At 62.3% G+C, this 12036-nt stretch carries 9 protein-coding genes and 1 pseudogene; 9 read left to right on the top strand and 1 reads right to left on the bottom strand.

Annotation, left to right across the window (positions count from 1 at the left end; all coding sequences use genetic code 11):
- Window positions 1–93: 93 nt before the first annotated feature.
- From ROE7235_RS09025 to ROE7235_RS09000, 6 genes are all read left to right on the top strand, one after another.
- A complete protein-coding gene (locus ROE7235_RS09025) occupies window positions 94–1701 on the top strand; it encodes a L,D-transpeptidase family protein (RefSeq protein ID WP_121094818.1) in 1608 nt (535 codons plus the stop codon).
- A 166-nt stretch (window positions 1702–1867) separates the two neighbouring features.
- Window positions 1868–2155, top strand: coding sequence for an acyl carrier protein (locus ROE7235_RS09020; protein WP_245963918.1), 288 nt, complete (start codon window positions 1868–1870; stop codon window positions 2153–2155).
- A complete protein-coding gene (locus tag ROE7235_RS09015; protein WP_121094816.1) occupies window positions 2152–3363 on the top strand; it encodes a beta-ketoacyl-[acyl-carrier-protein] synthase family protein in 1212 nt (403 codons plus the stop codon). Before ROE7235_RS09020 ends, ROE7235_RS09015 begins: the two co-directional genes overlap by 4 nt.
- Window positions 3364–3428: 65 nt before the next feature.
- Entirely contained in the window at window positions 3429–4772 is a 1344-nt protein-coding gene (locus tag ROE7235_RS09010) for a DUF1800 domain-containing protein (RefSeq protein WP_121094814.1), read from the top strand.
- Window positions 4773–4782: 10 nt separating this feature from the next.
- The gene (locus ROE7235_RS09005; RefSeq protein ID WP_245963917.1) at window positions 4783–5943 is read left to right on the top strand and encodes a DUF1501 domain-containing protein; all 1161 of its coding nucleotides are present in this window, start codon (window positions 4783–4785) and stop codon (window positions 5941–5943) included.
- 38 nt (window positions 5944–5981) lie between these two features.
- A complete protein-coding gene (locus ROE7235_RS09000) occupies window positions 5982–7796 on the top strand; it encodes an ABC-F family ATP-binding cassette domain-containing protein (protein WP_121094914.1) in 1815 nt (604 codons plus the stop codon).
- Between the two features lie 2 nt (window positions 7797–7798).
- Here ROE7235_RS09000 and ROE7235_RS08995 read toward each other — a convergent pair whose 3' ends face one another.
- Window positions 7799–8563, bottom strand: a complete 765-nt coding sequence (locus tag ROE7235_RS08995; RefSeq protein ID WP_121094812.1) for a DeoR/GlpR family DNA-binding transcription regulator — start codon at window positions 8561–8563, stop codon at window positions 7799–7801.
- A gap of 212 nt (window positions 8564–8775) precedes the next feature.
- Between ROE7235_RS08995 and glpD the strand changes: the two genes are divergently transcribed.
- The 3 genes and pseudogenes from glpD to ROE7235_RS08980 form a co-directional block, all read left to right on the top strand.
- Window positions 8776–10371, top strand: a complete 1596-nt coding sequence (gene glpD, locus ROE7235_RS08990; RefSeq protein ID WP_121094912.1) for a glycerol-3-phosphate dehydrogenase — start codon at window positions 8776–8778, stop codon at window positions 10369–10371.
- Window positions 10372–10384: 13 nt separating this feature from the next.
- Window positions 10385–11332: pseudogene (locus ROE7235_RS08985) on the top strand (ABC transporter ATP-binding protein); the annotation flags it as partial.
- Between the two features lie 98 nt (window positions 11333–11430).
- Window positions 11431–12036, top strand: a 606-nt coding sequence (locus ROE7235_RS08980) for a transposase (protein WP_183073435.1), incomplete at its 3' end; no start/stop codon positions are given.

Here is a 12036-nt window from a genome sequence, read left to right as displayed (position 1 = left end):
GTTTAAATTCAATTTGAGTATCGCGGGCTTGTGACTGGACGTGATCGGCAATATTTTGCCAATCTTGTGCTTACTGTTCATGCGGGGGTTTTCATGGGGCATTTCAAGGGCGTGGCGTCGCACACACGCAGGCTGGTCGCCGGGCTGACTGTAGGGATTTTAACGGTCGGCGGTTTTTCCGCGGGTTCGGCTTTGGCGCAGCACTTTCCAGCGTTTGAACAAGCCGTCGCCGAGGGCATCTCGGATAATGAGGGCCTGTCGGAATTCTACCGGTCGGTGCAATACGAAGATGTCTGGACCGGCGCTGACGACGCGCCCCGCCGCACCGCGTTTATGACGGCGCTGACGCGCGCGCCGGAGCACGGTTTGCCGGTTCAGCGTTACGATGTGCCTGGCCTGATGGCGGCTTTTGAGGCGGTCGAGAGTGAACGCGACCGGGGCTTCCTAGAAGCGCGTATGTCGCAAACATTTTTGCAATTCGCCAACGACCTGCATAGTGGTGTGCTGGATCCCGCACGCGTGGACCGCGCGATCGTGCGCGATCTGCCGCGCCCCGACCCCGCGCAGTTGATGGCAGAGTTCGTGAAAGCGCCAGCAGCGGGATACATCCGCAACCTCGCCCCGACCGCGCCGGAATACGCCCGGTTGTTCCGTGCCAAGCGTGATCTGGAAGCCGCGATTGGGCAGGGGGGCTGGGGTCCGGCCGTTGCTCAGGTGCGGTTTGCGCCCGGCAGCACGGGGCCGGCCGTCGTTGCATTGCGCAACCGCCTGATCGCCATGGGCTATCTGGAGCGTTCGGCTGCCGCCAGCTATGATGGTGTATTGCAGACAGCCGTGCAGCGCTTTCAGGTCAATCACGGCATAGAGGCCGACGGCATTGCCGGTCCCGCTACAATCCGGGCGTTGAATGTCAGCCCGCGCGACCGGCTGGAAGGCGTCATTGTCGCGATGGAACGCGAACGCTGGATGAATATTCCACGCGGCTCGCGCCATGTCTGGGTGAACCTGACGGATTATTACGCGCGCATCGTGGATAATGACATTGTCACCTTCGAGACCAAGGCGATTGTCGGTGCTCGGTCCGATGGCAAACCCACGCCGGAATTTTCCGAGACGATGAAATACCTTGAAATCAATCCCGACTGGACATTGCCACGCTCGATCCTCGCGCGGTCTTATTGGGGCGCGTTGGCCTCTGGCGGCGCGCAACATTTGCAGATTGTCGATGCCAGCGGGCGTGTTGTGCCACGCGGGGCCATCAATTTCGGACGCTATACGCCCGCGACATTCCCATTCAACGTGCGCCAGCCACCGGGGCCGACCAACGCTTTGGGAGAGGTGAAATTCATGTTCCCGAACCCCTATGCGATCTATTTGCATGATACACCCACGCAGCATTTGTTCTCGACCACGGTGCGCACGCACTCGTCTGGCTGTGTGCGGCTGGATGACCCGCGCGACTTTGCCTATGAACTGCTGTCGCGCCAGTCTGACAGCCCGCGCGACCTGTATCATTCCATCCTGAACACAGGCCAGCAGACGCGGCTTTATCTGGATACGCCGGTTCCGGTGCATCTGGTGTATCGCACAGCGTTTACAAACGTGCGCGGAGAGTTGAACTTCCGCGACGATATGTATGGCCGAGATGCCAAGATCTACCGCGCGCTTGTCGCAGCAGGGGCCGTCAACCCCGCAAGCTGATCCGACGACCCCTCGCACAGCAAAAAATGCCCCGTCCGCAAGGTCGGGGCATTTTGCATAGACACACCAACGTGGATTTGAATTGATTTTCAGTTGTCGGGCGTCATGAAGCTGTTACATTCGAAACCGATACGGGGCCTATCCCTCTTGCCAAGGAGATTGCCCGATGGGACTGGACTTCATGTTGGACGAAAACGTGATCGCGCAACGCGTCAAGCAGATCATCGCGGAACAGGCGCTGGTAGACCCGGTCGAGGTTCGCGAAGATATGACGCTGGCTGATCTTGATCTGGACAGCCTTGGGCTGATCGAATGCATCTTCGGAATCGAAGAAGCTTTCGACGTGGCCGTGCCTTTCAATGCGAATAACCCCGATGAAAGCGGCTTCGACATCTCGTCGGTTGGCGCAATCATCCGGCAGGTCGAGAACCTGATCGCTCAACAGGCCGCATGAGGCGTGTTGTCATCACCGGAGCGGGAACGCTGAACCCGCTTGGGGCTGATGTCGCCGCAACATGGCAGGCTATGCAAGCAGGGCGCTGCGCCATTGGCGCCCTGACATGCCGCGATGTGGACCGCCTGACAGTCAAGATCGGGGCAGAAGTTGCGGGGTTCGACCCCAGCGCCCATTTCACACGCGCGCAACTGCCCCTGCTGGATCGCTTTACCCAATTTGCCCTGATCAGTGCGCGCGAGGCCGTTGCGCAATCCGGACTGGTGCTGTCCGACGAAGACAGCCTACGCGCGGGCGTGGTGCTGGGCACCGCAGGCGGCGGCAACCTGACGGTCGATGACAATTACCGCACCGTCTATGAAGATGGAAAGAACCGCGTTCATCCATTTGTTGTGCCGCGCCTGATGCATAATGCCGCTGCGTCGCATGTCTCTATGGAATTCGGGCTGAAAGGGCCTGGGTTTACCACGTCGACCGCCTGCGCGTCTGCCAACCACGCGATGGGGCAGGCGTTGATGATGATCCGCGCCGGAATGGCAGATGTCATGCTGACGGGCGGGTCAGAGGCGATGCTGGGCTTTGGCGGGATCAAGGCGTGGGAAGGGCTGCGCGTTATGAGCCGCGACACGTGCCGCCCGTTCTCGCGCGACCGCTCTGGCATGGTGCAGGGCGAGGGCGGGGCGATTTTCGTATTCGAGGAGCGCGCGCGCGCGCTGGCACGCGGCGCAACCATTCTGTCGGAAGTGGCAGGTTTCGGCCTGTCCTCTGACGCCAGCGACATTGTCATGCCCGACCGCGACGGCCCGGTGCGCGCGATGCGGATGGCGCTGGCTGATGCCGGGCTTGCCCCTGACGCAATCGGCTATGTCAACGCCCATGGCACCGGCACGGCGGCCAATGACCGGACCGAGGCGCAGGCTTTGGCAGAAGTGATGGGGGACCATCTTTCGAAATGCCCGGTCTCTTCGACGAAATCCATGCATGGCCACCTGATCGGCGGCACAAGCGCTGTGGAATTGCTGGCCTGTTTGATGGCGCTGCAAGAGGGCGTGATCGCGCCCACGGTCAATTTTAACGAAGCTGACCCTGACTGCCCGCTCGACGTGGTGCCGAACGAGGCGCGGGCGGCAACACCCGAAGCGGTGATGAGCAACGCGTTCGCCTTTGGTGGGTTGAACGCCGTGATGGTGCTACGCCGCGCGGCCTGACCGCAAGGTGAATTGACAGGCAGCGCGGCGGGCTTCACGTTTGGCGCATCGACCACGAGGCGCCTATGACCACACCCGCCAGCCTTGCGATAATCCGCTTCGGCCTTGGACCGCGTCGCGATGCGGCCGGGTTGGATGGTGCGGCACTGATGGCCGATCTGGACAGGGTTGGTGCAGCGGCTGTCACGCCTTTTGCCACCAAGCTGGCCCGCGCTGCGGATCGTGCGGCACTGCGCCGCGCTCGGCGCATGGGGGACATGGCCGATACAAAAGACCGGATGGATGCGATCAACCGCGCCGAACAGCGTGATAGCCTGTCGGACCTGCGCGCGCAGCTTGCCCATATGATCGCAACGCCCGTCGGGTTTCGCGAACGGCTGGTGGCCTTTTGGGCAAACCATTTCGCTGCCGATACACGGAATGGCCATTTCCGTTTTGCCCGTGCGAGCTTTGTCCACGATGCCATTCGCCCGCATATCGCGGGTAATTTCGCCACACTGCTGCGCGCGGCCGTCACGCATCCGGTGATGCAGAATTACCTGAATCAGAATGTCTCTGTCGGGCCGTTCAGCCAGGTTGGGCGGCGCAGCGGGCGCGGCCTGAACGAGAACCTTGCCCGTGAATTGCTGGAACTGCACACGCTTGGTGCAGGCTACACTCAAGCCGATGTGACCCAGATGGCGCGGCTGCTGACGGGCGTGACATTCGATCTGGAGGCAGGCTACAAATTTGACCCGCGCATTGCAGAGCCGGGGCTGATCGAGATTTTCGGCAAACGCTATGGGGGCCGCCCCATGTTCGAGCGGCATGTCACCGACGCGCTGGACGATCTGGCCTTGCGGCCTGAAACCGCCGCCCATCTGGCGGGCAAGCTGGCGCGGCATTTCGTGTCGGACGCGCCCGACCCGCAACTGGTGGCGCATATGCAGGCCAGCTATCTGGCCAGCGGTGGCGATTTGCGCGCGCTCTACACGGCGATGCTGGAACATCCGGCGGCATGGGCCGCCCCTTTGGGCAAGGCGCGGTCCCCGATGCTGTGGGTGGCGGCCAGTCTGCGCGCGACGGGTGTGACGCCCGAGCAGATCCTGACCTTGACGGATCGCGACACGCGGCGCGACCTGCGCGGCCCTTTGCAGGCGATGGGGCAAGCGTGGGAAACTGTCCCGTCACCGGCAGGCTATGACGACAGCGCGCGCGGCTGGATTACGGCGCAAGCCATGGCAGCCCGTATCACATGGGCGATGGGTTTGGCTGACCGCTTGCCACAACCGCCCGACCCGCGCGACTTTGTGACGACCGCGATGGGCGATATGGCCAGCCCCCAGCTTGCCCGCGCCGCACGCGGGGCGGAAACGCGGGGGCAGGGGGTAGGGATTATCCTGTCCTCTCCCGATTTCAATCGGTGTTAGGTAGGTGACGATGCACCATATGCCAACCCGCCGCGCCTTTCTGGCCCGTGCCGGTGCCCTTGGCTGCTCTGCGGCTGCCAGCCCGGTTCTGACGCCGATCGCGATGGCGAACGCGCCGGGTGAAAACCGCTTGGTCGTTATTATCCTGCGTGGGGCGCTGGACGGGCTGGATGCCTTGCGCCCGATAGGTGATCCGGCCTTCAAGGCGCTACGCCCCAAGCTGTCGGACGGTGGCACGCCGCTGGGCGACGGCTTTTTTGCGCTGCACCCGGACCTCGCAGGGCTCGCCCCGCTTTGGGATAGCGGAGAGTTGGCTTTTGTGCCCGCCACATCCACACCATACCGCGACAAGCGCAGCCATTTCGACGGCCAAGACCTGCTGGAAGCAGGCAGCGCCGACGACGCGGGAAGCGTGCGCGATGGCTGGTTGAACCGGATGCTGACGCTGCTGCCCGGTGTCAGCGCGCGCACGGCCTTTGCCTTGGGGCGCACGCGGATGCGCATACTGGAAGGGCCTGCGCCCATGACCCATTGGTCCCCCGGCACCACGTTGGAGCTTGGACCGCAAGCGCAGCTTTTGCTGGAGTATCTGTATGGCCAGGATCCGCTGTTTGCCGAGGCCGGACACACCGCTCTGGAGATGGGTCTGGCAGAGGATGTGGCCCCCCAAGGCGGGCGCGCGGGAGAGGTTCTGGCCCGCTACCTTGCCCAACAGTTGCGCGACGAGACGCGGATCGCAAGCCTGTCACTCTCTGGCTTTGACACGCATCAATGGCAGAAAAACCGCCTGCGCCCCGCGTTGCGGAACCTGCAAGCCACGCTGCTGACCCTGCGTGCCGAACTTGGCCCGATCTGGGCGCGCACGACCGTTCTGGCCATCACCGAATTCGGCCGCACCGCGCGCGAGAACGGCACTGGCGGCACGGATCACGGCACCGGCGGCGCGGCCATTCTTGCTGGCGGCGCGCTGAAAGGTGGCCGCATGTTGGGCGGCTGGCCGGGGCTGGCGGAGAGCGCGCTTTATGCCGGGCGCGATCTGATGCCGCTGCGCGATGTGCGCGCCTATGCCGCTTGGGCCATGCGCGACATGTATGGGCTGCGCGCGTCGGACCTTGCGCGCACGGTCTTTCCGGGGCTGGAGATGGGCGACAATCCCGGGCTCTTGCTTTAACGCTTTCAACCCGCGCCCGTGCGGCCTATATGCGCGACATGGCACAAGCACCCCTGTTACAACTCTCTGGAATTGGCCTTGGCTTTGGCGGCAACCCGCTGCTGGAGGGGCTGGATATGAACGTCCAACCCGGCGACCGCGTGGCGCTGGTGGGGCGCAACGGCTCTGGCAAATCGACCCTGATGAAGATCATGGCGGGGCTGGTGGAACCCGATACAGGCACCCGCACCCTGCCGCCGGGTATGTCCGTGGGCTATATGGAACAAGATCCCGATTTCGCGGGCTTCGCCACATTGGGCGACTACGCCATGCAAACGCTGGACCCGTCAGAGCAATGGCGCGTCGATATCGCCGCCGAGGGGCTGGAATTCGACCCGGAGCTGGAGCCGTCCAAAGCGTCGGGCGGCGAGCGTCGTCGCGCGGCCCTTGCACGGCTGCTGGCCGAAGCGCCCGACCTGATGCTGCTGGATGAGCCGACGAACCATCTGGATATCACCGCCATTCACTGGCTCGAAGAACGCCTGCGCGAAACCCGCGCGGCCTTTGTGCTGATCAGCCACGACCGCGCCTTTCTGCGCGCGCTGACCAAAGCCACCTTGTGGGTGGACCGGGGCCAAGTGCGCCGCCGCGAGTCGGGCTTCGACGGGTTCGAAGAGTGGCGCGACAAGATCTGGGCCGAGGAAGACGACGCCCGCCACAAGCTGAACCGCAAGATCAAGGCCGAAGCGCGCTGGGCGGTCGAGGGCATTTCTGCGCGCCGCAAGCGCAACCAAGGCCGCGTGCGCGCATTGGCCGATCTGCGCGCCGAACGCGCCAGCCAGATCAAGCGGCAGGGCACGGCGGCTATGGCGTTCGACAGCGCCCCTCCCTCGGGCAAGCTGGTGGCGGAACTGGAAGGTGTGTCCAAGGCTTACGGCGACCGCGCGATCCTGCAAGATTTCTCTCTGCGGGTGATGCGCGGTGAATGCGTGGCCATGATTGGCCCCAATGGCGTGGGCAAAACCACGCTCTTGCGCCTGATGACGGGGCAGGAAGAGGCCGACCAAGGCCGCATCCGGCTGGGCACCAACCTGCAAACGGCAGTGTTCGACCAGACGCGCGCGCAACTGGACCCGAATTCCTCTCTATGGGAAAACCTGACGGGCGATCCGCTGATGGCCGTGTCAGGGCAGGCCGATCAGGTCATGGTGCGCGGGCAGCCGCGCCACGTGGTGGGGTATCTCAAGGAATTCCTGTTCGACGAATCTCAGGCCCGTGCGCCTGTGCGATCGCTTTCGGGCGGTGAAAAGGCGCGGCTTTTGCTGGCGCGGATCATGGCGCAACCGGCCAACCTGCTGGTGTTGGACGAGCCGACCAACGATTTGGACGTGGAAACGCTGGACCTGCTGCAAGACCTGCTAGGCAGCTTTGACGGCACTGTTCTGTTGGTCAGCCACGACCGCGATTTCATCGACCGGATCGCAACGACGACGCTGGTGTTCGAGGGCGCGGGCCGCGTGACGGCCTATGCGGGCGGCTGGTCGGATTATCTTGCGCAACGCACCGAAAGCGCGGCCCCCGCCACGGCCCCTATGCCCAAAGCGCAGGCGAAAACGGTGAAAGCGGCAAAACCCGCCAAGCCCAAGGCCTTGTCCTTTACCGAAGCTCACCGGCTGGAGAAATTGCCGTCCGAAATTGCGCGGCTGGAGGCCGAGATCGCCAAGCTGGAAGAGTTGTTGTCGGATGCCGAATTGTTCACCCGAGAGCCGGTGAAGTTCCGCAAGGCGACAGAGGCGTTGACCGCGCGCCAGACGGCTTTGGCCGAAGCGGAAGAGGATTGGCTGGCGCTGGCAGAACGCGCCGAAACAGGCTGAGCCTAGGCCTGCACAACGACCAATTCCGTGCCCCAATCAGCGCAGGAATGTTGTAAGCTGGCGGACACGGGCCGGTCTGTGAAAAATGTATCGACATTGGCCATGGACGCAATGCGCGCGGGCGCGCTGCGCTTGAACTTAGAGTGGTCGGCCACCAGAAAACTGCGCCGCGACTGGCGCAGAATGGCTTGGCTGACGCTGACCTCTTGAATGTCGAAATCCAGCATATCGCCATCCACATCCAGCGCCGAGCAGCCGATCACGGCCAGATCGAACTTGAAGTTACGAATGGTTTCGGCGGCAAGCTGGCCGACCAATCCGCCATCCGCGCGGCGCAAATGCCCGCCGGTGACAACAATTTCGCAGGTGGGATTGCCGACAAGGATATTGGCAACATTCATGTTGTTCGTCACCACCATCAGGTTTTCGCGATGCAGCAATTCGCGCGCAACGGCCTCTGTCGAGGTGCCGATATTCAGGAATAGCGACGAATTGTCGGGAATGCGCGCCGCGCAAGCGCGCGCGATCGCGGCTTTGCCGTCGGTGTTCAGCGCGCGGCGTTCCTCATATTCAATATTGGTGGTTCCCGACGGCAGGATCGCGCCGCCATGCACGCGTTCCAGCTTGCCGGCATCGGCCAGATCGGTCAGGTCGCGGCGGATGGTTTGCAGGGTCACGCCGAAATGCTCTGCCAGCCCCTCGACCGTCACTTTTCCCTCGCGCCGGGCAATTTCCAGAATCGTAGGGTAGCGGAAAGTTTGTGACATAGGCGACAAATGTTGTTGCGGCTTTCGAGCCAACGATATGGCGAAACGGCGTTTTCGCAAAGGCAGTAGCGGTCGATTTGCGGAAAATTGTAGCAGTTTCCATACGCTTGGCGACATCAATGCCAAAAGCGAACACAAACGAAAAGAAATTTGTTGCGTTTCTGTTGGGACTGCGCGACAGTGGCGAAAGTTCTAAGCTTGGGGAGGAAGCGATGAGCGAGCGTTCAGCGCAGACCACCGACCTGTTCATCATTGGCGGCGGCATCAATGGATGCGGGATTGCGCGCGACGCTGCGGGGCGTGGCCTATCGGTTGCGCTGGCAGAGATGAACGACATTGCCTCTGCGACATCCTCGTCTTCGACCAAGCTGTTCCATGGCGGATTGCGCTATTTGGAATATTTCGAATTTCGCCTTGTCCGCGAAGCACTGGTCGAGCGCGAGGTGTTGCTACGCGCCATGCCCCATATCGCGTGGCCAATGCGGTTTGTTCTGCCTTATCATAAGGATATGCGGTTCGAGTCTGACACGCCCACATCGCGTTTGCTAAGTCTGGCAATGCCGTGGATGAAAGGGCGCCGGCCCGCGTGGCTGATCCGTCTTGGGCTGTTCCTGTATGATACATTGGGCGGGCGGCAGATCTTGCCGGGCACTCGCACGCTGGACCTGCGCGACACGCCAGAGGGCGCAGCGCTGAAGCTGCATTTCGCCAAAGCCTATGAATACTCTGACTGCTGGGTCGAGGATTCGCGGCTGGTCGCGCTGAATGCCCGCGATGCAGAAATTCGCGGCGCGCGGATCATGACGCGCAGCAAGGTGCTTTCGGCCCAGCGCGAGGGTGATCTTTGGCGCGTCGAAACGCAAAATACCGAAACCAGCGCAAAAACCGTGCACTATGCCCGGATGCTGGTCAATGCGGGCGGTCCGTGGGTTGGGGATATCATCCAGACCAAGCTGCGCAGCAACAGTCAGGACGGCGTGCGGCTGGTGCGCGGCAGCCATATTGTGACCCGCAAGCTGTTCGATCACGGCAAATGCTATTTCTTTCAAGGCACGGATGGCCGGATCATTTTCGCCATCCCCTACGAGACTGATTTCACCCTGATCGGCACCACGGATGCCGAGCATGATGACCCGTCTGTAAAGCCGGAATGCACACCCGAAGAACGGGATTACCTGCTTAATTTCGCGAACCAGTATTTCGCCGAGGATTTGTCCGCCGAAGATGTGGTCTGGACCTATTCCGGCGTGCGCCCGCTTTATGATGACGGCGCGTCCAGCGCGACAGCGGCGACCCGCGACTATACGCTCAAGGTGGACAAGGCAGGCGGTGCGCCGCTTCTGAACATCTTCGGGGGCAAGATTACCACCTACCGGCGGCTTGCCGAAGCGGCCATGGACAAGATCACGGCAGAGGTGCCCGCATCCAAGGGCGCGTGGACCGCCGGGGTAGCGCTTCCGGGTGGGGATTTCCCTGTCGACGGGGTGGCGGCCTTGGTTGCGGAGTTGCGCGACACGTATCCCTTCCTGACAGAGGCTTGGGCGCTGCGGCTGGTGCGCGCCTATGGCACGGATGCCCGGCACATCTTGGCAGGGGCGGGCGCGGTTCCCGATCTTGGCCAAGATTTCGGCGCGACATTGTCCGAAGCAGAGGTGACTTGGCTGATGGAGCATGAATTCGCCCGCACCGCAGAGGATGTGATCTGGCGGCGTAGCAAGCTGGGCTTGCGGCTATCGGCAGATCAGGTCGCCACGTTGGAAGCGTGGATGGCAGAGCAGCGCGCACAGATGCGCGCCGCGGCAGAATAATCAGGGGGGCGGTATGACGCTGGAATTACAAGGCGTTTCAAAGCTGGTCGACGGACAGGTGCATATTCACCCCACCGACCTGACGCTGGAAAAAGGCACTATGAATGTTCTGCTGGGGCCGACGCTTGCCGGCAAGACCTCGCTTATGCGGCTGATGGCAGGGCTGGATGTGCCCGCGACCGGCAAGGTCGTCTGGAACGGGCAGGACGTGACCGGAATGCGGGTACAGGACCGCAAGGTCGCGATGGTGTATCAGCAATTCATCAACTACCCGTCCATGTCGGTCTATGACAATATCGCGTCCCCCATGAAACTGATGGGCCTTGACCGGACCGAGATTGATGCGCGCGTGCGCGAAACGGCCGAGCTGATGAAGCTGACGCCGATGCTGTCGCGCAAGCCGCTGGAATTGTCGGGCGGGCAGCAACAGCGCTGCGCGCTGGCACGCGCGCTGGTCAAGAACGCAGGGCTGGTGTTGCTGGATGAACCGCTGGCCAATCTGGACTACAAACTGCGCGAGGAATTGCGCGTCGAAATCCCCAAGATATTCGAGGCGTCGGGGTCGATCTTTGTCTATGCTACGACCGAACCTGAAGAGGCGCTTTTGTTGGGCGGCAACACCGCCGCCCTGTGGGAAGGCCGCGTCACGCAGTTCGGGCCAACCCCCGATGTTTACCGCCAGCCGGTCGATGCGACGACCGCGCGGGTGTTCAGCGACCCGCCGATGAATTTTCTGCAAATCGAAAAGCGCGGCGGCAAGATCACCTTTGGTGACGGGCAAGGCGCGCCCGCGACAGGCCAGTTGGCCGCGCTGGCGGATGGCAGCTATATCGCCGGCTTCCGGCCCAACCATCTGGAGATTGGCAAGCATTCGGCGGATGCGGTGGAATTTCGCACCACGCTGACGGTGACGGAACTGACAGGCTCTGAAACCTTTGTGCATCTGGACCACCATGGCGAACGTGAGATATAGCTAAAAGTTGGTGATGGCCCTGAGGGGCGGCATATCATGGCGTTGTTCACGCGCCGCAATTCTCATCCGAGAAAAGGATATGCCACATGACGACAAATACCATTACCCAACTGCCCGATCCACAGGGATTTGCGCCTGATCCACTGACGGAACTCCTCCGATCCGGCGCACAGCGGTTGATTGAGCAAGCTGTGGAGGCCGAGCTTGCTGTTCTGCTGGATGCCTATGCCTCTGACAAAACGGACGATGGCCGCGCGCGGCTTGTGCGCCATGGTCACCTGCCAGAACGCGAAGTGCTCACGGGGATCGGGGCGGTGCCAGTCAAGGTGCCCCGTGTGAGGGACCGGGGCGACGACGCCGAGAAAGTTCGGTTCACCTCGACAATCCTGCCGCCCTATCTGCGGAAAGCCAAATCCATCGAGGAGCTTCTGCCCTGGCTTTACCTCAAAGGTATTTCCACCGGCGACTTTCACGAAGCGCTTGCAGCCCTGCTTGGCCCCAATGCCGCAGGGTTGTCCTCGACCACGATATCGCGGCTCAAAGCCGATTGGTGGGATGAGTATGACCGTTGGCAACGGCGCGATCTGAGTGCGCGTCGCTTCGTCTACATCTGGGCGGACGGCGTCTATTTTCGGCCCCGAATGGCCGAGGAAAAGCAATGCGTGCTGGTGCTGATCGGGGCAGATGAATGG

This window comes from Roseinatronobacter ekhonensis (genome assembly GCF_900499075.1).
Taxonomy (GTDB): Bacteria; Pseudomonadota; Alphaproteobacteria; order Rhodobacterales; family Rhodobacteraceae; genus Roseinatronobacter; species Roseinatronobacter ekhonensis.
The sequence above is the reverse complement of the archived record's forward strand: the minus strand, read 5'-3'. Positions and strand labels throughout refer to the sequence as shown.